9 protein-coding genes and 1 pseudogene are annotated in these 24,979 nt (G+C 62.4%); all 10 read right to left on the bottom strand.

All coding sequences use genetic code 11. From position 1 onward, the window contains the following. Window positions 1-17: 17 nt before the first annotated feature. Window positions 18-776 carry a hypothetical protein gene (locus AC3WOG_RS04850; protein WP_492576928.1) on the bottom strand — a complete coding sequence of 253 codons (759 nt, stop codon included), beginning with the start codon at window positions 774-776 and terminating at the stop codon, window positions 18-20. A gap of 502 nt (window positions 777-1,278) precedes the next feature. Then, window positions 1,279-1,432 (bottom strand): annotated as a pseudogene (locus AC3WOG_RS04845) (IS5/IS1182 family transposase); the annotation flags it as partial. A gap of 440 nt (window positions 1,433-1,872) precedes the next feature. After that, window positions 1,873-2,082, bottom strand: coding sequence for a hypothetical protein (locus AC3WOG_RS04840; RefSeq protein ID WP_492576927.1), 210 nt, complete (start codon window positions 2,080-2,082; stop codon window positions 1,873-1,875). A gap of 872 nt (window positions 2,083-2,954) precedes the next feature. Then, the gene (locus tag AC3WOG_RS04835) at window positions 2,955-3,311 is read right to left on the bottom strand and encodes a hypothetical protein (RefSeq protein WP_492576926.1); all 357 of its coding nucleotides are present in this window, start codon (window positions 3,309-3,311) and stop codon (window positions 2,955-2,957) included. A 385-nt stretch (window positions 3,312-3,696) separates the two neighbouring features. Next, window positions 3,697-4,059 carry an immunity 8 family protein gene (locus AC3WOG_RS04830; RefSeq protein ID WP_492576925.1) on the bottom strand — a complete coding sequence of 121 codons (363 nt, stop codon included), beginning with the start codon at window positions 4,057-4,059 and terminating at the stop codon, window positions 3,697-3,699. Continuing rightward, window positions 4,056-17,633 carry a beta strand repeat-containing protein gene (locus AC3WOG_RS04825; protein WP_492576924.1) on the bottom strand — a complete coding sequence of 4,526 codons (13,578 nt, stop codon included), beginning with the start codon at window positions 17,631-17,633 and terminating at the stop codon, window positions 4,056-4,058. The genes AC3WOG_RS04830 and AC3WOG_RS04825 overlap by 4 nt, the downstream gene beginning before the upstream one ends. Window positions 17,634-17,760: 127 nt before the next feature. After that, on the bottom strand, window positions 17,761-18,678 hold the full coding sequence (locus tag AC3WOG_RS04820; RefSeq protein WP_492576923.1) for a peptidylprolyl isomerase: 918 nt from the start codon (window positions 18,676-18,678) through the stop codon (window positions 17,761-17,763). Between the two features lie 10 nt (window positions 18,679-18,688). Then, window positions 18,689-20,506 (bottom strand): ShlB/FhaC/HecB family hemolysin secretion/activation protein, encoded by a 1,818-nt coding sequence (locus AC3WOG_RS04815; RefSeq protein ID WP_492576922.1) that lies wholly within the window; start codon window positions 20,504-20,506, stop codon window positions 18,689-18,691. 20 nt (window positions 20,507-20,526) lie between these two features. After that, entirely contained in the window at window positions 20,527-22,692 is a 2,166-nt protein-coding gene (locus AC3WOG_RS04810; protein WP_492576921.1) for a two-partner secretion domain-containing protein, read from the bottom strand. 622 nt (window positions 22,693-23,314) lie between these two features. Then, window positions 23,315-24,907 (bottom strand): hypothetical protein, encoded by a 1,593-nt coding sequence (locus AC3WOG_RS04805; protein ID WP_492576920.1) that lies wholly within the window; start codon window positions 24,905-24,907, stop codon window positions 23,315-23,317. Between the last annotated feature and the right edge of the window lie 72 nt (window positions 24,908-24,979).

Genomic DNA, 24,979 nt, shown 5'->3' with positions numbered 1-24,979 from the left:
CGAAGGGTCACGCCAGATTATTTGGATGCCGTGGGCGAGCCGAGTTGCTGGGGAGGTGGATTGACTGTGCCCATCTCTGTCGCGGCTTTGGCCTGCTGCACTTCGGCACTTTCCATCAACGACGTTTCCATTTCGGAAAATGCCTTGTTGACGGAGTTCATCACCGAGTCGAGCGCGGCGTCCGTTTTGATTTGAGCGAAAGTGTCGCTCGACTGCATGCCGGCGATCTTGTTCATGCGTTGCGCTGACTGCGACATGTCCCACAGTGCTTTGGCGCGATCGATAGCGTCGGCGAATCGCTTGAGCTCGTCCTGCACCTGCTTATAGCGCCCTTCCCGGAACGCGAGCAGCTTTTTCATTGTCGCGAGCTGGGTTTCGAAACGCGCGACATCTTCGGGATATTGCTTTTTGAACTGCGCGGTCTTGTCCTCGAAGTTTTTCACCTCGGTGCGGAAATCGGTGATGCTTTTCTTGAACCGCTCGGCGCCTTCCTGCTTTTCGGCCAACTCGTTGTACAGCGTCTCGATCGGGTTCGACTTCGCTTCGTTCACGAACATCTTGACCTTCTGGTTCGCGAACTTCATGGCGAGGACGGGACCGAAGTTGATCGCCGCGAGCCCGATCACCGCGGCCAGAATCAGGCCGACGAGCCCTTTGACCAGCAGGATCGCAAGTGGCGCACCGATGGCAATGCACAGCCCGATAATCGCCCACTTGATGACTTTGAATTTCGTGGTGTTCGTGGTCGAGTCAACGACCGAATTGCCGACTGACATTTGAATCCCCTTTCGCACCTTGTTTTACAAAACCGGGTTTGCAGACTGCTTGGGAACATCGTTGTGGCTGTGCGTTTTTGCGCCTGTATTTTGGGTGCGGCGCGCAAACGCTGTATGACTTTACAGGCACAAGGGCGACTGGGGAAGCGGTGGTTGTTTTTTCCGGTTAGCGGTTCGAATCGCTTTACTGTCCGGTGGTCTACATATCGGAATATACCTGTCAAAAATATATCAACTATTTTTCAAAATGCTTTCAATACAAGCTTGATAACGATGGCATGCAAAAAACATTGTCTGCGCTAAGGCTTGGCGTTTCTTTACAAATTTCAATTGTTCCACTGATTTCGCAATGATGAGATCGCGCGCGAAAGAAAATCGCATCTCGCGAAAAAGAGGTCGTAATGGAAGCGCAGGACGTTAGCGGGACAATAGCCGGCGGACTTGTCCAGCAGAGCCGCCTATTGAAACTGCCCGGAGCAATTCGTTTCCCGATCCGCCGGCGTCACGCCATCATGTCGGCGGCAAGGCCTCGGTTGAACAAAGCAGCGAGAACGAAGACGCAAAGAAGCCGCAGTTTCTTGAGGATCATCCGGAGGTTATGACCGGCGCCGCACTGTACCGCGTGCATCGCAATCGCCGAGCGAGCCTTTGAACCATTGGTCGACGATGGCGACCTCCAGCGTGGCGTCGCTCAGGATGGCCGACCGACAACGTGACGCACATCGCACAATCGCCAACGAGTGGCTGCAACGCGTGATCGCCGGAATCAGGGAAATGCATGGCAACGAAGACGCCCGAAGGAATGTCGCGCAAAGACTCTTTTAGCCCTCCCGATCTGAGTGCTCGACCAGCGACGAATGGCACAAATCGAACGACAACATCGCGACGATCTCCAACGCCATAAAGAACAAATCCGGCTGAGAGCCGGGTTCAACTTCGTACCACCCTAAAGCGATGAAGCTCGCTGCGCGGCGTTTGGCCCGGCACTCGATGGTCGCGCGTATGGTGCAGTAATATCCGAGTTCGGCGTGAAGTCACTTCCAGGAACGCCCGATTTGACGCTGTTTGTGGCAACAAACCGTCCTTAATCCGCTCGTCAGCAAAGGTTGAACGTAATGTCTGTAATCACCTTCGCGTCGTCATTGCTGACTCTCCCGGAAAGATAAGGCGTTAGCTCCGCCAAGATACCCTTTGCGGGGACATCGTCCCGCGCAACTAGGGCTAACAACTGCGCCTTTGCGGACGGGTCCGCGACGTAGGTTCCAATGAAATGCGTGAAATGCGCGCGCAATTCGTCGATCGTCATTTTGAAGGGATCACCGTAACATTCTTAAGTTGAACCCTCGTACCATGGATCACCGGCACGATTAATCAACCGTTGATGCTCCATGACCGACAAATCATCTCGTAGCATGGACCGTCGTCAAAGGTAATCATGAGGTGTTGCAAAGCTTCGATGGTTGTCTGATCTTTCCGCCCCGACCTTCGGATCTCGTCGAGCCAATTACCGTCGAGCGATATCAGCTTTCCATAGGCAAGGTTAAACATATCCGCAGTACACGATGTCATGAATGTGCACTTGAACGACTCCACCCCGACGAACCGCAAGGAAAGGGAAGCCGGCTCCCCATCGTCGCCTTCGATAGACATTCTCAACTCGCACTCACGGCGCGGAAGAACGACAAAATCGGGGCTCGTCAGTAATGACGATGCCGGTACAGGTAACTTCCACAATTCCGTCATTGTTTAACTCCCGGGCGCGGAATGCTACCGCTCCCAATGTAAGTGCTGGTGCTTTGGCCAGAGCCAGTGATGCGCAGCGTAGACGTGCCGTTGTTGCTCAAGCCGTTGCCTGATAGACGACCTGCAATCGCCGCCTCTGTCGCAGCGTCCCCCGTCATGTCAACCAAACTCCACTGGCTCTGTGGGATGCCAGCTTGAGATAGTGCGAGCGACGAACGCGTATTTATGATAAGCGTGTCGCCGCCCATATTGATTGTTTGCACAGGCAAATCGGACGGTGAAAGTGTTCCAGCTCGAAGTTGAGCGGCAACATCGCTAATTGTAGATCCGGCAAAGGTGCCTTCGTTGCTAAACCAAGGGCTAGCGGTCGTTTGAGAGAAACTCAACGTGTTGTTTGTGGCAACACAAACAGCCGACCTAACCGTAAATTGCGCCTCAAGTTGCTATAACCGGGCAAATCCCGAAGCGAGTCGTGACCACGTAAGATTCAAGCCCGTTTCGCTCCGGGATGATCTTCAAATGCTTTCCGTCTTCGAAGTTCAATGTCAGCACTGACTCGTTATCGAGTTCGGCGCTTCCTACCGTGTGGTTTAGATATTCAAACAGGAGCGAGCTGTCCGTGGCCTGCTCTCCGTGCCCATGGCGAACGTTCCCTCGCTCAATGCACTGGAACGTGCACTGCACGAGCACATGTGCCCCGCTTGCAAAAAGCAGTATCAGCGAACCGATCCCAACGGTTACTCCTGTCAGGATTGTTGCGCAGAATTCTGCCAAGTCCTTTTCCTCAATCATCCTCGACCTCTCATCGCGTAGGCGGCATCGTGTTGGGCGGCAGCGGGACATGCGTCTCGCCCCTTGGACCAGTTCCACCTGTCGCGGGATTTATCGGCTGCCCGTTTTGGATGGAGACCCAATAGCCATTCTCAAGCCCGGGCACTGGCGTCGACCCGGGCGGCATCACCCGAATGTACGTGCTTCCGGGAGCACTGGGGTCCGTTCCCGGAGGATAGTAAATGGTACTGCCTGGCGTTCTACCAGGTTGGCTGACCCAATCGGAAGGAATCACCGGACCCTGAGCGGGATTTGTGAGCGGCTGAAGGTTCGGCGGTACTTTGGGCCCACCAGCCGCCGTGTTTGTGGCAACAAATCACCAAGCCTACGTTGTGCAGGAGATGTGCTAACGATCCTGATAATCCTCGAACTCCCATGCGCCAATTCGGCTCAACTTGACCGCGATCGCCGCCCAATCGTCACCGTCACTTCTTGCGACGTGGCATTCAATGACCGCTTTGATGGCGTCGTAATCATAGGTTTCAACAATCAGCATATGCCTACCCCACATCGAACCTTGGATGGCACATTGCGATTTAAGCCAGTCCGGAGTGCAGACCTGGATGTCAAATGCTTCCGAACCCGCCTCGCCTTGCGGACCAATGTAGGCTCGAATCCACGTGCCGAAATTCGATACATCGTCCGGCTGGTAGTTGATCAACCTGTCTTCCAACTGCAGGGAATGCAGCGATTTAATTTCAGCTTTCATGGCGTGATATTCAAGTGTCCGTTGCTAATAGGCCTACTGCCAGGCGTGAGCTTCGATTCGAAATTGGCCTGCACACCGGTTGTGGCATACGAACTGTTCGGTTTCGCTGACGGCGGGCGATAGATCCTAAGACCATCACTACTCACCCACGACGAGCCATCGCTCGATACACGGTATCCTGAACCAACCCATGCTGCACCGAGCTCATTTGCCTCCGCGGCAGTCGCTTGGCCGAGGCCGAAGTTGCCTTTCCCAAGAGAACCACCAGTTGCTGCCTCGTGCAAGATCCCCATTTGCTCGGCGGTTGTCAATGAGCCGGTGTTTGTGGCAGGGGTGGGCGAGAATCCAAACTCAGTCTGGATCCAGTTCTCGGCAGAGTTGACCGTGTTGTTGATGCGCGAGCCAATACTGCTTATTTCATTGGCAAGCGCGCTGCCGGCCTCACTGGCAATATCGCTCAACGCGGCATTATCGCTACCGTTTCCGCCCGTACCGATCCCGTTTCCTCCGCCGCCTTCAAGAGGAATCAGGTCCTTGCCGTGGGCCTGATCGTTGGGATTGGTGGCGTTATTCCATGACTCGTTGGACGCCGCGCTTGCAGCGCCGGTGGAGTTCTGACCTAGCGCACCGGCAACGGTACCGCCCAGTAAAGTCGACGCCGCGACGATTAGAGCTCGCTGGTCGTTCGTCAGGTTCGTCAGGCCACCTGCCTGGTTCACAAGCCACGGTGCCGCAAGCGCGCTCGTCGCCCCACCAATGGCTCCTCCAGCACAACCGGTCCCCTCTGCGGCGGAAATTGCACACCCGAGCCCGGCATGCGCCAGCACATAACCCGCGCTCCCCTTGGCTAGCCACGACCGGGTATCTTCCGACTCCGCTCCGATTGCACCGGCTCCAACTGCACCGGCATCGCTGATCACGCTGTATTCAAATGCGTGGCCAAAGCTGCCTCCGTACACGGCAGTGTCAATCCCGGCTGTCACAACCCCGCGTTCGACTATAAGTTGGAGTCCCTCCGCAACTTGGCTTGCAGTGACCGTACCTTGCCCAATGGCTGTGCTAATCGTTTGAAGATTGTTGTTGGGATCAATTCCATTCAACGCCCCCGCTGTCAGGCCGGCAACAGCGGCAGCCTCCGCGATTTGCGTAATATCGAGACCATTGCCCGAAAACGCCTGCGACGCGAACGCGCCGACCGCCCCTGCCAGCGCACCCGAAAGCACCGGCCCCAACGCGGCAAGGCTCGCGCCTCCCGTTATGACCGACGCGGCAATCGCGATCGCCGCAATGACAACGGTCGGCACCCCGCCGCCCTGGGCGACAAAATCCGTGTGAAGGTCGTCATGAACCGCAGTCTGAGTGAAGTTGCCACCGAGCTGCTGTTGCAGATTCGCCAGGAGCTGCTGGGTCCCGCCCTGGTCAATCGTGCCGCCGGCGTTGAGTTTCTGCAGAGCACCGCCGATCTGATCCAACGTCTGCACGTTCAGGTCCATGTTGGCCGCGCTCATGAAGCCGCCCGGCTGGACCTCGGTGCCGGTCGTCTTCGAGTAACCAGCATCCTTGACGTAGCTCCAGATCTCCCCCACATTGACCTGATTCGCCTGATTGGTCAGCGTGCCGGTATTGACCGTCAATGTGTCGGAAGCGGTGATGCTCCCGGTATTCAGAACGCTGCCGCCACTGTCCTTGCCGAAATTGAGCGTGACGTCGGTGCCGGTAATGTTGCCGCCCGCCGACATCGCACCCGTGTTCTGCGGCAGATATACCTGCGGCATCAGCGCAGTGATCGTCGGACAGGTGGCCGTGCCAGTCGTCGTACATAACGGGTCCGGCACGGTCTGCTCGACATACCAGAGCATCGGCTTGTCGAGCGCGTTGATCTGCGTCTGCGTCAGCGCATCGCCAAGTTGCAGGTTGTTAGCCGTCGCGTAGTCGAGCGCGTTCTGATACAGGTACTGCTTCTCCTGTTCCGTCACCGACTTACCGGACTTGCTGTCGTACGTCAGCCCGTCGATAAAACTTGCCTTGCCCGTCTGCTGCAGTGCCGCCTGCTGCAACATCACGTCTTCTTCCTGCGGGTTGTAGTAGAACAGCGTTGAATCCGGTTGAAGACTGACCGGCAAGGCATTCAGCAGATCCTGCGGGCCCAGACTGCCGAGCGCGGACCCACCCAGCGAATTGTCGACAAAGGAAGCCTTACCAGCGACCGGTGCAGGAAGCTTCGCGCCCACCGCACGCGGCACTGAAAGGTTGAGTCCCGGCAGACTGACCGCGCTGAGCGAAATCACCTGTGACGGCCCATTCACGCGCGGCGTGTAGGTATTCGCCGTGGTAATGCCGTTGATAAGCTTCTGGCCCGTCAGCGTCACGGATGTGCCGATCACATTACCGACGTTCTGGATCTGGCCGTTCGACGTGATCGACAGGTTGGGCGCCTGGATTGTCGCGGCAATGTTACCCACCGGTTGAGGTGGATCGATCGTGCCGTCGACGCTTGTATAGGCGCTGCCGTAAAGCGCAGTACATTCAGCCGCCGTCCCGCACGCCCACACGTCGTGGCGCTGGTCGCTGCTGAACACCCCCGTTTCCTGCACCCAATGCGAATGCCAGTAAGCGTTCAGCGTCTGCGCTTCGTTGACGACGGGTCCCGCAACCGAAATCGTCGCTGTATTGCCCGCAGCGATCAGGCTACCAATGTTGGTGAGACTGCCCGCGTTGATCTGCAGGTTATTGCCCGCGCTGATAACCGATGAACTGCCAGACTGCTGATCGACATAGCCTTCGCAATAGCCCTGTTTGTAACCACCGGCCGTCATGCAACCGGAGTAATGCTCATTCAGGCCATAGTTTTCATGCACCGGCACAGGCGGCGGCAGGTTGTTGGTAATCGCGCCCGACACGTTGAGCGTGATGTCGTTGCCCGCGACGATATTGCCCGATGTGTTGTTCAGGCTTCCAGCGGGCGTCGTTGAGCTGGCAGTCGTACCGACACCGCCGATCACAATGTTGTGCCCGGCGAGCAGGTTACCAAACGTATTGTTGATCTGCCCTGCTGCGATGACGAGGTCGTTACCCGCGTAGATCGTCGCATCATTCTGGCTATAGCCGAATGTCGTCGTGGTCGGATTGGAGCCATACGAGCCGCCACCCGTATTACAGGCCGAACTCGGCACCCCAGACGCGCAACCCACTGACGACGAGTAGCTCTGTGAATTACCGCCCTGATTGGCCAACCCTCCCGCAGCAACGATGACGTTGTTGCCCGCGTACATCAATCCGGCATTGGTAAGGGTGCCGCCGGAGGAAACGGTCAGGTTGTAGCCTGCGGCAATCATGCCCGTGGGTGAGTTCCACGTTGCCGCGGAGGTGGCGGACGGCGCGGCTTCGGCGGAAATGGAGAACGTCGTAGGACCGCCGCCTCCCATGTTCACGCCAGTCGCCGCGCCAGGTGTTGCCAGCTGGAGTTGGCCGAGTGTGTTGAGAAATGCGTTGTACTGGTTCTGGTCGACCGAATCGATAGCTGCATTCTGCACCGTCGGCGCGACGCTGCCATTGGCAAGCGTGCCCAGATTGAGAGAGATACTGCCTCCGGCGGCGATCTGTCCACCCTGATTCGACAGGCGGCCGGCAGTAAGCTGGATTGAGTTGCCTGCGGACATCACGCCGGAAGTGCCGGGTGTTTCCGTTGTCATGGTCTGATTGACCGTCGGAAGCGCGACAGTCATCTGGGACACGAGCGTGTTGCCTCCGGCTATCGATGCCTGTGAGCTCGGTCCATCCACGTACCAGTATCCGTCGCTCATCTGGTCAAGCGTGATCGAACTACCGCCGGCCTGGGCGGCGGTCAGCAGATCGGCTACAGTAGCCTTGGTGGTCGTGACCTGGAGATGCTGGTGATCGGACGACCCCATCATCATATAGACCGTTTCCGTACCGATCGCGCCGGAAAGCAGCAATGCAGTGTCGCTGACTGTAGTCGTTGTCGTCTGCTGTCCGGTCGGCGCAGTCTGGTCATTGACCACCGAGCCCACACTGATCGTCAGATTGTTGCCGGCAAACACCGACCCGCCTGTATTGAGCAGCGTTCCGCCCAGGTTGAAGATGACGTCGCCTTTCGACTGCGTCGTCGCGCCCTGATTGTCGTAATTCCCCCCCGTCACCGACAGCAGACCACCCGCCTCAACCGTCCCCCGATTCGTCGTGTTCCCGTTCAGCGCCAGCGCGCCATCCGCATGCATCACCGCGCCGGCCACGTTATTCAACGTCCCGTTGAACGTCACGTTACTGCCCGTGACCTGCCCAAAATTCGTGAACGCGCCATTGGTAGACAACGTCAACGCCGCCGTGCCATTGATCGTCGCGTAGTTAGTGATCCCATTGAGCCCGGTCAGCGATACGCCTTGTCCGCCGAAATTCCAGTTGCTGCCGACGTTGATAAAGCCCGCCGTCAACCACAGCTGCCCACCCTGACTTATCGTCCCCTGCGTCGGATCGAACGTCATGTTCGACGCGCCGATCGCCATATTGCGCTGCGCGAGCAGTTGACCGCCCGCGTTATAAAACGAGCCGTCACCGCCGTTGATCGTCAGCGAAACATCCCCCGTCGTGGGTCCGTTCGGTGCATTCGGATTACCTGCAAAAACGATCCCGTTCAGGTTATTCAGCGTCCCGGTATTGATGGTCAGACCGTTGACCGCCATCAACGAGCCACCTGTGTTATTCAAACCGCCCGCCACGCTGACGTTGGTCGAAGCGCCGTTCACGAGCCCCGCATTGGTGAAGTTCGTCGCATTGACAGTGGTCGTCGTGGTCGACGCCAGCGACGCGTTCGACGCATTGGTCACGTTCGGCGCCGACACATACAACGCGCCACCCGACAGCACCTGGCTCGCGTTATAAAAACCGTTCTGCGAGGTCAGCGTAGCTGCGCCGACGGCGTCCACCACGGACCCAACCAGCGACAGCTGATTCGACGCCGTCGCCGTCAGCGCGCCGCCCGCCACCACGTTGCCGAGCGTGACGTTGGTGCCGCTCAATTGCATGTTCTGCGTCGATACGAGCGTGGTCTGGCTCGCGTCGAGCGTGCTGCGCGCGGCCACGGTCACCGTCTTCGAGCCGCTTTGCGATCCGCTGAGCGTCACGTTGTTACCCGACAGCGAGAACTGCCCCGCTACCGTGCTGGTGCCGCTCAAGGTGAGCGTCTGGCCCGCGGCCATCGTCGTATCGCCGTTCGACGACACGCCGGCCACGCTGACGTTGCCCGTCGTCCCCGTAACGTTCACCGTGCCCATGGAAGACACCACGCCCGCCACGGTGGCGTTGTTGGCGGCCTGAATCCCGACATTGCCGCCGGATTGCAGCGCGCCGCCGAAGCTCACGCTGCCTGCGTTGGACTTTGCCGTCACGTTGCCGACCGCCGTGGTCGCGCCGAACGACATGTCGCCGTTCGACGTTGCACTGAACTGGCCCGCGCCCTGAATGCCGCCGAGCACGATGCCACCGCCCGCGCCGATCGTGATGTCCTTGCCGAAGGTCAACGCGCCGTTGCCCGTCACCGAGCCGCCTGCGTTGATCGTCGCGAGGCCGAGGCCTAAGAAAGCGCCGCTCAGGTTCGCGTTGCCGCCCGCACCCAGGCTCGTATTGCCGTTCACCAACTCGCCCGCTAGCGACAGCGCGCCGCCCGCGTTCGCATTGAGGTTGCCTTGGCTCGTAATCGAACCGCCGACGCTCAAATTGCCGCTTGTCGCGCTCAGTGCAACATCGGAATTCGCGCCGATCGTGCCGCTCGTGGTGAGATTGCGGCCCGCGGTCACGGTGAACTTGTCGGTGCTGGTCACGTTGCCGCCGAGCGTCGCATCGCGTGCAGCCGTGACGCTGGTAGCCGCACCCGACGCCAGCGCGGCGCCGACCGTCACGTCGCCCGCACCGTTATGGCCCTGCGCCTGCAGTGCAAGCGTCCCGCCCGCCTGAGCGGAGCCGATGGACAGATCGTTGCCGGCCGTCGCGCTAAGCGCGCCGTTGGTCGCCACGCTGCCGCCCACGCCGATACTGCCGCCGGCATTGAGCGTCGCCTGCTGGCCGAAGGCGACCGACGCCGCGTTGATCGACCCGCCCGCGTTCAATGTGCCGACGTTTTGTGCGCCAATGCCGCCGGTCAGCGTCAGGTCGCCGCCGGACTTCAGTTGTGCATTTCCGCCTGCGACCGTTGTGCCCGAAAAAGTCAGCGCCTGGCCGGCGTTCGCGAGCAGGTCGCCCTGGGTCGTGACATTCGCCGCGCCAAGGTTGCCGTTGATGGCGGTAAGCGAAAGATCGCCGGAAGCGTTGACGTCGCCGAGCGCGACGTTGCGCGCCGCAGTGACGGTGGTCGCACCGCCAGTATTGATTGCGCCGGCCACGCTGGCGTCGCGCGCCGCCTGCAACGTCAGCGTGCCCAGTGCGGTCGCCGTGCTGCCTAGCGTGATGTCGCCACCACCCGCATTACCGTTCGCCGTCACGGCAAGGTTGCCGGTGACCGCCTGAACAGTGCCGAGGGCCGCGCTGTTACCTGCCGTCAACGCAAGGCTTCCACCTTGCAATGCGCCGGTCAGTGCAATGTCGTTGGCCGCATTCAGCGTCGCCGCCTGCGAGAACGCCGTCGACCCCGCTCCGCCGATATTGCGCGCTGCCGTCAGCGTGCCGCCCATCTGACCTGCCAGCGCACCGTTCAACCCGATGTCGCGCCCGGCCTGCACGGTCACCTGCTGCGCGGCGGCGATCTGGCCACCCAGTTGCGTATCGAGCCCGGACGTGAGATTCAGCGCGCCCGCCGCAGTGGTCGTGCCCGTCAGCGAGATCGTGCCGCTGGTGGCGGTCGCGTTCAGATCGCCGGCTAACTGCGTGGTGCCGGTCACCGAGACGTTGCGCGTCGCGGTGAGCGTCTGTGTACTGCCGTTGGCGAGCGAACCGCTCACCAGCACATCGCGCGCCGCGCTGAGCGTCGCGGCGCCGGCCGCTTTCGCGGTGCCGGTGATCGACGCGTCGCCCGCACCGGCGTTGCCGTAGGTGGTGACAGCCAGTGTTGTGGCCGATGTGACGTCGTGCAAGGCGGCGCTGTCGCCGCTCACCACGTTGACGGCGTTCGCCTGAAGCGCGCCGGTCAACGCAAGGTCGCGTTGCGCGCTCAGGGTCGCGGCGCCCGTGAAGGCCTGCGTGCCCGCGCCGTTCAGGTCGCGACCCGTGTTGATCGTGCCGCTGGTCTCGCCGATCAGCAAACCGTTCAGCATCGCATCGCGGCCGGCGCCAAGCGCCATGTCGCTCGCGGCACTGGTGCTCGTGCCCGTCGCGAGGGAAAGGTCGAGGCCCGTCAACACAGCAAGCTTGCCGCCGCTGTTGATACCCCCCGTCGAATTGAGACTGCCGGCTTGAGCGGTGATACTCATATCGCCGACGGACTGGGTCGCGCCGCTAATCGCAATGTCCTGCTGCGCGGTGATACCGAGGCTTGAACCGCTTTCGAGCTTGCCGGCGATCGTCGCATCGTTCTGCGCCGTCGCCGTCGCCGCAGCGCCAGCGGTCGCCGTGCCGTTGACGGTGAGATTGCCCGGCCCCGTCGTCGTATTTGTGCCGTTGGCGGCAAGCGAGAGCGCGCCGGCCGAGGTGATGTTGGTCACGCTCGTGTTGCCTGCGGCCGTCACCTGAACCGTCTGCCCCTGGATCAAGCCGCCTTGCACGACGTCGCGCGCGACAGTGAGCGTGGCCGCCTGCCCGAACGCGAACGTGCCCGCGCCGGTGATGTCGCGACCCGCCACGACGCTGCCTTGCCCGACGCCCGCAAGCGTGCCGGCGACATTGATGTCGCGCACGGCGTTCAAGGTCGTATCGAGCGCGGTGGTCGTCGTGCCGCCCACCACGATGTCGCGCCCGGCCTGCGCATTCAGCGCACCGTGGCTCGTCAGCGCGCCCGCGAGATTGATGTCATTCGCAGCATTCAGCGACGTGCCGAGCGTCGAGGTCGCGGTTGCCGCACTCGCGAGCGTGATATCCGTGCCGGCCTGCACGCCGAATGCGCCGCCGCCCGCGAACGAGCCGGTCAGGTTGACGGTGTTCGCCGCGTTGAGCGACGTATCGAGCGTCACGTTAGTGGCGCCGCCGAGGTTGATGTTCGTGCCGGCCTTCGCCTTGAGCGCGCCGTTGCTGACGATGGCACCGCTCGACGTCACGCTGCCGCTCGTCGCCGTCAGCGATGTGTCGCCTGCCGACTGGATCAGACCCGAGCCGAGCAGGTTCAGATTGCCACCGGCTTGCAACGTCGCCGTCGCACCGCTCGTCACCGTGCCGCTGACATTCAGATCCTGAGCCGCCGCCGATGAAAGCGTCGAGACCGACGTCACGTCATGGAGCGATGCCGTCCCGCCCGCGTTAGTCTGCACGGTGTTGCCGCGCAGCGAACCGGTGAGCGTCGTATCGCCGCCGGAGCTGAGCGTGACCGCTTGCCCGAAGGCCGCCGCCGCCGCGCCTGTGATCGCGCCACCTGCTGTCAGCGTGCCGTTGCCCTGTGCCATCACCGAACCGTTCATGGTCAGGTTCTGGCTGGCGTTCACGGTGAGATTGCCCAGCGCGGCCGTATTTCGCGTGCCCAGATCGGCGGATTGGGCCGCGTCGATCGACAGATTGCCGCCCGACTGCAGCGTGCCGCTGCTGGTCAGCGAACCGGCTGCGTTGTGCAGCGTCAGATCGCCGCCGGTCGACTGGATCGCACCACTAACCGTCGTATTCGCGCCGCTCGTCACGTCGAGCGCCTGGGCAGCCTGCAAGGTACCGGTCACGGAGACGTTGCCGGTCGAGTTCAACGCACCGCCCGCGAGCGAGTTGACCGTGCCCGCGATCGAGGTGTTTCCACCGCTGGTGATACCCAACGCGCCAGTGGTTTGCAAAGTGCCGCTGACCGCGAAGTCGCCGGCAGAACCGAACGCGCCGCTCGTCGGCGAACTGGCCGCGCCGGCGATCGAGAGCTTGCCGTCGCTCGTCACGCCGAGCGCATCGGCGCTCTGCAAGATGCCGTTGACGGAGAAATCGCCAGCCGACGTCAGCGTGGCGGTCGACAGCGAAGCTACGGTACCGTTGATCGTCAGCGGGCCGCCGTTCGCCGCCACCCGCAACGCGGCATTCGACTGCACGTTGTTGAGCGTCGCCGCCCGCCCCCCCGTCAGCGAAACCGCCGCGCCGACCAGCGCGCCGCTGACCGTGAGGTCGTTGCCCGCGCTCACGGCCGTGTTGCCGGTGAAGCTGCTGGAACCGCCCAGCGTAACGTCGTGCGCCGCGTTCAGCGTCGCACCGTCCTTGCCGACGAACGTGCCGCCGATCGTCAGGTCGTGCCCGGCGCTCAGGTTCGTCGCGCCGACCACGCTTGCCACGCCGGTCAGCGAAACATCCTGGGCGGCGTTCACATCAAGCTTGGCCTGGCTGTTCAGGGTGCCGGTCGACGACACACCGCCGGTCGTCGCGGCGACCGTCAGATCGCCGGCGGCCTGGACCGTGCCGTTCGTCGCCACCGCAACTTTGCGCTGCGCCGTCACCGCGAGCTGCGCGCCGCCCGCCAGCATGCCGCCGACCGTGACATCGCGGCCCGCCTGCACCGTCGTCGGGCTGTTGGCCGAAGCACTCGCGCCGGGCGTACCGTCACCGCCACCCGCGAGCGTGCCGTTGACGATCACATCGCGCGCTGCCTGCACACTCGTTGTACCAAGGGCGACCGCGGTGCCGTTGAAGGTCACGTCGCCGCCCGACGCCGCTCCACTAGCGCCGTTCGCCACGATGCCGAACGCGCCACTGACGTGTGCGTCCGCCACGCTTGCGCTGTTGCCGGCGGTAATCTGCAGATCGCCTGCCAGCACGGTCAACGCGCCCGTGGCGGCGACATTGCGCGCCGCCATAAGCGTCATGCCGAGCGAGGCGGCCGTTGGGCCGCCAAGCGTGATATCCGCGCCGGCCTGCGCATTGAACGCGCCATTGCTGGCGACCGAACCCGTCGACACGATGCTGCCGCTCTGCGCGATAAAAGTCGTGTCGTTGACCGATTGAACCGGACCGCTGACGTTGACGTTGCCTCCCGCATTCAACGTAACCGCGGCGCCGCCGGTAAGCGCACCGGTCGTGCTGAGGTCGCCACTAGCCGCGAGCGAGAGCGCCGACACAGCCACGACGTTGTTCAGCGATGCAGAACCGCCCGCCGCCGTCCGCACGGTATTGCCGCGCAACGAACCCGTGAGATGGGTATCGGCACCGGATCCGACGTTGACCGCCTGACCGAATGCCGCCGTCGCCGCACCCGCTATCGTGCCGCCCGCGTTCAGCGTGCCGTTTCCTTGCGCGCCGACCGCGCCGTTCATCGTCAGATTCTGGCCGGCGTTCACGGTGAGATCGCCGAGCGCCGTGGTGCTTTGCGTGCCGAGATCGACCGCTTGCTCCGCGTCCACCAGCAGGTTGCCGCCGGACTGGATCGTGCCGATGCTCGTCAGCGAGCCGAAGGCGTTGCGCAGCGTCACGTCGCCGTTCGACTGAATCAGGCCGCCCGCGGCGCTGATCGATGTGTTGCCGCCGCTCGTCACGGCCAACGCGCCCGCGCTCTGCAACGTGCCACCAATCGCAAAGTCCGACGCCGATGCCAGCGAGGTGGTGGACAGCGAGGTCACCGTGCCGGCAATCGTGGTCTTGCCGCCACTCGTCATGCGGAGGGTGCCGGCGCTTTGCGCCGTACCGTTGACGGCAAAATCGCCGGCCGACGTCAGCGAGGCCGTGGACAACGAGGTGACCGTTCCGTTGACCGTCAGCGGGCCGCCGTTGGCCGCCACCTGCAACGCGGCATCCGACTGCACGTTATTGAGCGTCACCGCCTGCGCCGCCGTCAGCGAAACGCCCGCACCCACCAGGGAACCGGTCACCGCGAGGTCGTTGCCCGCGTTCACGCCGACATTGTTCAGGTAGCCGATGCTGCCGCCTGCCGTCACATCGTGCCCGGCAGTAAGCGTTGCGCCACCGTGGCCCGCCAGCGTGCCGCCGACGGTCAGGTCATGCCCCGCTGTCAGCGTCGTATCGCCGGTTACGCTCGTCGCACCGGTCAACGCGACATTCAGCGCACCGTTGACGACGAGGTTCGCCGCGCCGTTCAACGTGCCGCTCGAATTTACGCTGCCATTCACCGCCGCGACCGACAGATCGCCGACCGCCTGCACTGTGCCCGTTGCGGCTACCGCGACATTGCGCTGCGCCGTCAGCGTCACCTGCGAGCCGCCCGCCAGCGTACCGTTGACGAGAACATCGCGCGCAGCCTGCACGTTCGTCGCGCCGACCGAAGCCGCGTTGCCGTTGAACGTCACGTCACCGCCGCCGGCCGGGTTACTGGTAATCCCGTTCGCTGCAACGTTGAACGCGCCGCCCGCCTGTACGTCGGCGAGACTCGCGTTGTTGCCCGCCGTCACTTGCAGACCATTCGCGAGCAGCTTGCCGGTGAACGCGACGTCCTGTCCTGTCGTCAACGTGCCGCTCTGGCCGAACGCCACCGACCCGCTGCCGGTGAGATTGTTCTGCGCATTGAACGTGCCGTCCTGCTGCACGATTACCACGCCCGGTACGTCGAGGTTGCGCCCCGCGCTCACCTGCGCGTCGGTGCCAACGAGCAGCGAACCCGCTACCGAGATATCGCGCGCGGCGCTGGCGGCGAACGTCGTGCCGCTGGCAAGCGACCCGCTCACCGAGAAGTCCCGGCCTGCCGTCACTGTGACGGCTTTCTGCGCGGTGGCCTGCCCCGTCACACTCGTGTTCTGACCGGACGTTAGCGCGAGGTTGTTGCCGCTTTTGACGGTTCCGTTGTTCGTCACGCTGCCTTGCGTCGCCGTCAGCCCCAGATCGCTCGACGTTTGCAGCGCCGCGTTCACGTTGACGTTGCGTTGCGCGGTGGCTTGCAGCGTGCTGCCGTTGGTTTGTCCATTGACATTGATGTCGCGCGCGGCCTGCAGGCTCGTCGCGCCGCTCATCACGGACGTGCCGTTCAGATTGATATCGCCCGCGCCGTCGTGGCCTTGCGCATTCACCGCAAGCGCGCCGCCCGTCTGCATGTCGCCGAGCGTGACGTTCGCGCCGCCGGTGATCGCCGTGTCGCCGTTCGATTGCGCGTTCGCCACGTTGACGTTGCCGCCCGCCGTCACCGCGAGCTTGCCGCCGGTCTGGATCGTACCGGTCGAGGTGACGTCGCCGTTCGCGTTGATCGTGTAGCCGCTGATGCCGACGTGCGCACCGGTCATCGACAGATTGCCGCTGGCCTGCAGCGTCGCCTGCTGTTGCGCGGCCGAGCCGTTCACGGTCAGATCACCGTTCGACGACAGCAGCAGATCGCCCGTATTCGCAGCCATTTGTGCGTCGGTGCGCACGCCCATGCCGGCCGCGGTGCCGATCACCTGGATCTGGCCGGCGGTCATCGCGCCGAACGCGGTGGCGTCGACCGCGAGGCCGTTGTTGGCGCGGCCGTTCGCGCTGTTGATCGCGTTGGCGCTGTTGTCCGAACCGTTCGACGACGTCGCATACGTGGTGCCGTTACCGCTCACTGCCGAGGGCAGCACGAACTGCCGCCCGGCAATCGCGTTGATCCGCGACCCGGCATACAGCGGCGCATTGATGCCGATGGTTTCACCGATCAGATCGATGGTGCCGACGGTCCCTTCGATACCCGCGCCGGGGCCGTTCACGCCCGCGTTGCCTTCGATCTGGATATGGCCGCCGGTCACGCTATAGCCGACCGCCTGCGCGTTATTGAAGTCGGTGACGGTGCCCTTGAGGTCGCTGAGGAACTGCGGCGTACCGGTCGACAGCGTGACGCCGATCGTATTCGTGAACCCGGTGCCGTTCGTCGTGATGCCGTTCGGGTTCGCGATGATGACCGTTGCGGGTGCACCGAACACTTCCAGCGGTCCGTTGAGCAAGCTCGCATACGCTGCGCCCGTCGAGGTCACCTGGTTGACGATCACGCTCGCCGTACGGCCTGCGAGATTCGGATTCGCCTGCAAGTCGCCGCCGGTGAGCGACGTGCCGGCCATCAGACTGTTGTTCAGAATCAGCCCGACCGGATCGATGTTGAAGCTCTGGTATTTGTTGAGCGAAATCCCCGCCGCGTTCGGCGCCGTGATGTTGACGACAGGCACGCCGCCGCCCGCGCCGGTGGTCTGCGTGATCTTCGGCTGAAACAAGATCGGCGCGGTCGGATCGACGATCGGCGCGGCCTGCGCCATTTGCATCGCAAAGCGAATCCGTACCGCGCTCAGATCGATGATGCGTTGCCATGCTTCGTCGTCCAGACGATGGCTGCCGGCGGCGAGCACACCGGCCGCGTCGCGGCTCTGCTCGAACGTGATCGAGAGCGCTCCGGCGAACAGCGTCAACGCGACCAGCGCCGAGACGGCGCGCTGCCAGACGCGATACGGACGCGCAGGCATGGGCACCGGCCAGCGCAGCCGTGCCGACAGCATGCTCCGGTCGTGCCGCTCGTCATGGGCCTGACGGTCTTGTTCGAGTTGTCGCAAAGCGTTGCGCGTGGACGCGTTCATGGTGCTCTCGTCTTTTTCTGGTTTTTCTTGTACTTCCGGCACTTCTTCGCCGCACCGGGTGACCAAACCCGGAACGGCGTTGCAGCGGTTTAATCCCGTCCGCTGCGCCTCTTCGAAAGCGAGGCTGTTACTGCTGCTGAATCCGTGCGTTCTTCATCAGATCGACCACTACCTGTGCCGTAGCTTTCTCCAGCGCAACCTGTTCGAGTTGCTTGCGTAACGCATCCTTGATCTGGTCGTACTGCGGAATCTGCGTCGGACGCTTTTCGTCGACGCGCAGAATCCAGAACGCGTCGCCGACCTGCACCGGCGTGCTCGACACGCCGCCTTGCGGCAGCTTGACGAGCGCTTCGGCGAGCGGCTGCGGCCAGTTCTGCGTGCTGCCCGGCTCGATCGGCGTCTTGAACGAGATCCAGTTGAGCGCGCCGCCTTGCGCCGCGCCCGGCCCCTGGCTGTACTGCTTCGCGAGCTGCGCGAAGTCGGTGCCCTTCTTCAGTTGCGTGAGCACCGTTTGCGCGGTGTCCGCATCCTTGACGGCGATCGCGCTCGGCTTGTACTCGTTCTCACCCAGGGTCGCGACGATGGCGTCGTATTTCGCCTTCACGTCGGCATCGGTCACCGGTGCAGGCTTCACCTGGTCGCGCAGAAAAGCGGCGGTCATCGCTGCCGTCTTCGCCTGGTCGACGGCGGCCACCACCTGCGGACGCGATTCGTAGTGCTGTTTCTCCGCGGCCTGGCGGAACAGCTCGCGCGCGATCAGCTGATTCTTCACCGACGCGCGCAGTGCGGGCGTGTCCGGCACGTTCAACGCGCGCACGGCCTGGTCGAGTTGATCCTGCGTGATGACAACATTGTTCACGCGCGCGACTGCGTTGGCAGGCAGCGGGCCGCCGGCGGCGTCCACCGCCTTGTCTGCTGAAGGTTTCGGCGAAGGCTTGTTGGCCGCATGCGCGGCGGGCAGAAAACCGGCCGCAAGACCGAGTGTGGCGAGCGTGGCGATCAGCGTCGCGTGGCGAATCCTGACTGCGAGTGGGCGATGTTTCATATGAACCTCTTCAGAGTGACCAGTTGAGTGTGGCGAGCAGCACGGTGGCTTTTTTTCCCAGTGCGGCGGGTTGAAGCAAGGCCTGCCCGAGCAGCACCTCGCTGGTGACGGTTTGCGTTTTGTAGCGCCATTGCGCGCGTGCTCCGATGCCGGTACCCATCAGCGTCGGCCAGCCGCCCTGTGCGACCAGATGCGATTTGCCGCCGTCGAGAAACACGTACGGTTCGAGATGCGCGTCGTGCCAGACCGGCACGTTCTGCCATGCGGCCTCGTTGCGCAGATAGACGCCGCTGTCGCCGGCAATGCCGCCTTCGGTAAAGCCGCGCACGGAATCCATGCCGCCGAGGAAGATCTGCTCGTTGCCGAACATCGCAACGCGGCTGTACTGGCCGCGCAAGGTGCCGCGATAGGTCCATTGCGTGCCCGCGAGCGCGCCGAGCGCGATCTGCAGCGTGGCGCTGGCATCGAGCCTGGTGAACTGGCCGTGCGCGTCGGCTACGCCGATATCCGGGCCATCGTGGCTCGCGGAGAGCCACGGCAAGCCTTGCGACACGCCGACGTCCCACGTCGCGGCCGCAGCCTGATCGTGCGCGACAAACCTGCGCAAGCCATTCAGGCCGACGCGCAATACCGTGAGGTCCTGCGGCGACAATTCGATGCCGTTCAGGGTGCGCTCCGTGCGCATTTTGGTGAGCGTGACGTCGACGCTGGTGCGTCCGGCGCGCGAGCGGGCCAACACGTCGTTCCAGCCGAGAATCTGGCTGAACGTACGGCCCTGAAGCAAAGCGACGTCGCCGATGGTCTGCTGGTATTCGGACAGCGACGTCGTATAGCTGAAGGTTTGATAGCCGTATGGCGCAGCGGCGGAAAACACCACCGCGTTGCTGTCCTGGGTGCCGACGAAGTTGAACGACAGCGACTCCTGCAAACCGATCAGATTGTCCGCTTCCACGCCGGCGCGATAACGCAGCGTGCCGGTTTGCGAGCTGCCGTAGTTGTCGATCCCGAGGTCGTAGAAAACGCGGTCGCCGTAGTGGTTCGTGATGGCCACCACCGAATCGCCCGGCGTCTCACCGGGCATGATCTGGATCTCGGCCTGGTTGCGGCGCAGCCGGTTGATCTGGTCGACGCCCTGTTCGAGATCGGGCAGGCGCAACACGTCGCCGCGGCTGTCGCCGAAGGCCCAGGCGAAGCCCGCGTCGGTCAGCAGGCCGCCGCCGTGTGTCGTGTACCACGGCTCGTTCGGATCGCGCGGACGCAGCGGATGACCGTTCAGCGTGAAGGCCGACACCCTGCCGTCGACAATGTTGATCTTCAGCGTGCCGGATGCGAGATTCTGCGCGCCGAGATATGCGCGCGTCGTGATGTAGCCGCGCGCGATGAACGCTTCGGTCACGCGGCGCAGCAGCAGGTTGATGCGATTGCGGCCGAGCTGTTTACCGATGAACGGCGCGGCAATCCTTTCGAGCTCGGGCGAGCCGAGCACGCTGTCGCCGATAAACTCGATGTGGTCGATCTTGAACAGCGGCTCGACGTCGGGCAGCGTTTCGACATCCGCGCCTTCGGGCAGATTGACCACCGTCGGTTGCGGCACGTCGATCTGCGCGGGCGGTTGCTGGATTTCCTCGCGCCGCTGGCGGTCGCGTTGTTCCTGCAACAGCCGTTGAGCCGGATCCTGTTCGGCGCGGAAAGGTGTACCGAAGAGCGCGCCGCCCAATGCGGCGGCGTTCGGCAAACCCGGCGGCGTTTGCGCGAAGCCACGCACCGCCGCCGCGCCGGCGAGTATCGCCAGCGTGCAGCGCGCGAGCCGCGGCGTAGGGCGTTTCATAGGCCGCTTCATAGCCCGCCTCATAGCCCGAACCATGACACGAGCCCGAGGTGGTTGTGATTGCCAATCGTGACCGGCGCGCGATACGGTGCGCGCAACGTGTTCACGCCGCCCGCGGCCCTGATACCGGCGGGCGCGTTAAACGAGCCGCCTTCGATGTCCGCCTCGCCGGTCAACTCGACCTGGCCGGTGCCGCCGCTGAACAGGCCGCCGGTGTCGGCCGCGAAAATCGCCGACCACGCGTTGCCGAACCACGCCTTCAAATCGTGCGTGCGATTGATCGCGCTGTAGCCGAGCACGGCTTGAGCTAGCGTCTTCGGCGCATCAAGTGTCAGTGCGTTGAGCGCGAGCACCGTGCCGCCGGTGTTGGTGATCTGCGAGCCCGCTTTCAGCGTGATGTTCTGCGCCGCTTCGATCACACCGCCGAAGGCTTGCACGGTGCTCGACGAAGTCGAACTGCAGAAGAAGAAACACGTCTGCCGATACGAGGCCTGCCCGGTGAATACGCCTTGGATGAGCAACTGGTCGCGCGCGGTGATCGCAATCGAGCCGCTGTTCGCGAGGATCGAGCCGCCGACGTTACTCACGTTCCGGCCGGAGATGGTTACATTGCCGGCGTCGGCGGTGATGTAGGACAGTTTCGACGGATCGGCGATTGCGCCATAGTCGACGTTGAAGCCGTCCTCACGATGCTCGATAAAGATCAGCCGCCGGCCGCGGTCCGAATAGCCGACCGGTGCGCCGCCGTTCGTCCCGCTCGAGTGATCGACGATGTTGCTGACGTCGCCGCCGGCGATGATCGTGAGCCCCTGGTTCGACAGCATGCGGGCGTTCTGGTTGGTCACCGAGCCGCCGGCGGTCACCGAGATGTCGCCAGCCACGCCGAACAGAACGGCAAGCTGGCTGCCCGGTGTCGACTGGTTCAGCACGTTGCCCGCGGCATTCAGCGTGAGCGCGCCGAGCGAGGCGGCATCGAGGGTGTTCTTCTGCTGGCCCTGAATCAGCGAGCCGAAGTTGGTGATGTCGCCGGTGCTGGTCAGCACCACGCCGCTGGTGGTCGAAGCGATCACCGACTGCGCCGTGGCGTCCTGTGTCAGCGCAATGCCCGCGCCGCTCACATCGATGCCGGTGTTGGCGAGCAGGCTGCTGCCCGTCAGGCTGACCGCGCCGGTCGCGCTCAACGTCGCCGAGCCGTTGCTCGCTTTGAGCTTCGTATCGGACAAGGCGATGCTGTCCTGCACTTGCAGGTCGAGATTGTTCTGCGCTGTCAGCGACGTATTCGAGAACTGCACCGAACCGTTCGATGACAGCGTGAAATCGCCGAGCGTCGCGTTCATCGGCCCGGCGCTGCGCACGCCGGGACCTTTGTCGGTGACGATCAGTTGCACGCGCCCGCTCGTGAGACTGCCGGCGGCGGTGATGTCGATCGCGAATGAGCTGGTGGTGGCAGCGCTCGCGGACGGCCTCAGTGTGAGCCAGTCGTTGCTGTTGTCGTTCGGCGAAACCGCCGTGTTCAGCGTGACATTGCTGTTGCCGGCCACGGCACGCACGTAGGCGGTCCGCGACGTGAAGCCGTTGGTGAGCGGCCCGTTGATCTGCACATTTTTCGCGATCAGATCGAGCCCGATCAGCGCGCTCGCTAATCCTTGCGGACCGACGACGATCGTCCCGGTGCTGGTGTCGAGCACGATGTCCCGCTCCGGAATGCCAGCTACCGGCACCGTGTCCTTGAAGCTGACGTGCCCGGTGGTTAGCGCCAGGCGGCCGGTGTTGACGAATGATCCGCCGTTCACCGTAATACCGTTGGGATTGGCCAACACGACGTTAGCACGCGAGCCGAGCACTTCGATCGGCCCGCTGATCACGCTGGGATTCGTACTGGTAACCTGATTGACAATCGTCCGGGCATTAATGCCGATGTTATTCAGTGCAGCGCCGGCCGCGTCGACGCTGAAACTGCTATACGTATTATTCGAAACACCTGCGAAGGCCGGCGCGATATTGACGGTTTGACGGCCATTTGAAGCAGTTGAAACGGTGGTCGCCGTCCCACCGTCGACGACGATGCCAGCCGCTCTGCCAACAAGCGGAACGAACGCTATCAGACAGGTAGAAAATTGAATGGCGCGGTAAATGGCGCGCCAGCTCCCGCAACTGGGGAGCCGAAACTGATGCCGGCTTTCCATACAACAACCCCGCCCCGCTCGTACACACGGGTTCTCGTTCTGCGTTGATTTTTCGGAACCAGAGGATTCAGGTCCGGCTTTTGTATTACGAATGTCGGCAGATCGACGGGAATCTTTAGTAAGTTATTGAAATAATTTTCTTTCGATTACATTGCAAAAAAGAGGTACTTCAGACTCAGCTTTTCAAAACGCCCACATATACCTGAAACGCGACGCGCAAGTACGACTCAAATAAACTGGCTCCGGTTGATCAGTATCTGGGAAAACGAATGCAGTTAAACCGGCAATAGCCGACGTCTGCACAATTCAGATATGCATAAAGCATCAAAATAACGGCCAATATATACAGCGCTGCCCCGAATTACCCTGGATAACTTTCACCACCATCTTCCAGGATTAATACCGGACAATTCTTGCTAAATGCGACCCAGCAAAGGCGAACGGGCCTGACAGGAGTATTCGAAACCTTATGATCCAAACCGTGCCATGTTGCGCACGACCGTCAGTCAGGGCACGGATTTGTAGGCAGCCAGCCGATGCCCTGCCGGTATGCCACCGTGCCGTCAACCCGAAACGGGGTACCCGCATCAACGGAACCTGATGCAGGTCAGACACCGCCCGCTCACTGCAACACGCGTTGACCGTAGATCCATTCGATACTTCCGTAGGGAGCAAGCTGGTTGAGCTCGGTAAGGTCAGACTTGGCTCCCACCGCACTTCCTTTGACGAACTTCAGGTACGCGCCCTGATAAAAGAGCACCTCACCTCGCGCCTCTTGCCGGTCGACACCGGACATGCGGGCAAGAATCGCGGTCATTTCCAGCGTCGTCCCATCCCCTCGCCACATGCGCAGCAAGGCGCCGTAGTGACCGCTGTCATGCTCGGCGTAATACGTCGCATCGTGTTCGAGCGTAGCATTGGCCAGCGACGGATTTTGAGCCCTTGCCATGATGTACCGGTAGAGCACCGCCCGGTACGCAAGGAAGCTGGGGCCTTCAAGCGGAGACTGTGCATCGGCGAGCGTATCGATGGCGTCTCGCCATTGCTCCATTTGCATGTGCGCGAATGTGGCCGTGACGAACCCCTCTGTGAAAGTGCCCAATGCCACGGCCCGCAGCGCGGCAGGTTGGCTCGCAGCCCGTTTTCGTGTGTTGTCGATCTCGGGCGCGAGTAGCGTCAATGCGGACTGCGGATCGTTCAGCGCGAACAGAATGCCTGCCTTCGTCGCGATCAGATCCCGGTTGTTCTCTGCCTTCGCCAGGACCATCGCGTGATCGATAACCTCGAGCGCTTCCTTCGATCGACCAAGGGAATCCAGCGCGGCGGCCTCCTTTTTCATCGCCGACGCCTTATCCGCGTCGGATGTTGCCGTCGCCTCCTGTTGCCGCGCATCCTCGAGTTGCCGTTCATGATCGGCTTCCAGAAAATTCTTCTTCGCATTTTCGAGCGCGAGATAGTCGCGCCCCTTCGGGCATGCAACAGGGCGCCCCACGGGAGAAGGATGATCCGGGTCCGTAATATCCATCACGCTTTGCGAGCAACTGCTCGTACCTTGGAAAGCAAAGTTAACGCGATATTTTCGCCCCTGTTCAGGCGTGAACGATGCGACAAGCGGTCCGCATGAATCGGAATGGCGATCCGGCACTTCAGCCCCGAAAAGACCTTTCACCTGGACGGGTACACCGGGCTGTACATATTGCTCCCGCGAGGTTTCGTTACGAAGCAGCGCCTTGTTAAGCTTCTCCGTCAAGTTCGCAATCCCCGGCAGCAGGACCTCCCTGCCGCTGTGGAAAACGTGGCCGACAGGCTCGAAGCCGCTGCACGCCTGCGTCGACGTGCTCTTCCAGTACATGACGCCCATCGGCATTCCGCTGGAGGTGAATGTCAGCTTCGCTGCATTCGGGTCGGCGGCGTTTTCCGCTTCGGGTTGCCGGGCACGTGTCTCTTGTTGCCGCACTGCGGCCTGGTCCGCCGGAGCACGCCGATGGGCGCAGCCGGTCAATGCGAGCATTGACGCGAGAGTGGTTGCGATGGTCAGTGTGGCCAGTGTTTTTTTAACATTGGGTCTGTTTGCGTCACGTTCTTTGTTGGTTGCGGTGCCTGTGCACGTGGATGGCGTTGGAGCGGTTTGCGCCGATGCGTCGGCCAGCGTCAGAAAGTAACCGGCGAGCATCACGCCAACTACGCAGATGGATTGTTTGTTATTGGTTTTCACGAAGCGGTGTGATGGTCTGTTTTTCTGTCAAAGCGCTGCGGGCGCCGCAGGCGAAAGCGTCTGTCCTGCCTG

The sequence above is a fragment of the Paraburkholderia sp. FW306-02-B genome (assembly GCF_058782725.1).
The sequence above is the reverse complement of the archived record's forward strand: the minus strand, read 5'-3'. Positions and strand labels throughout refer to the sequence as shown.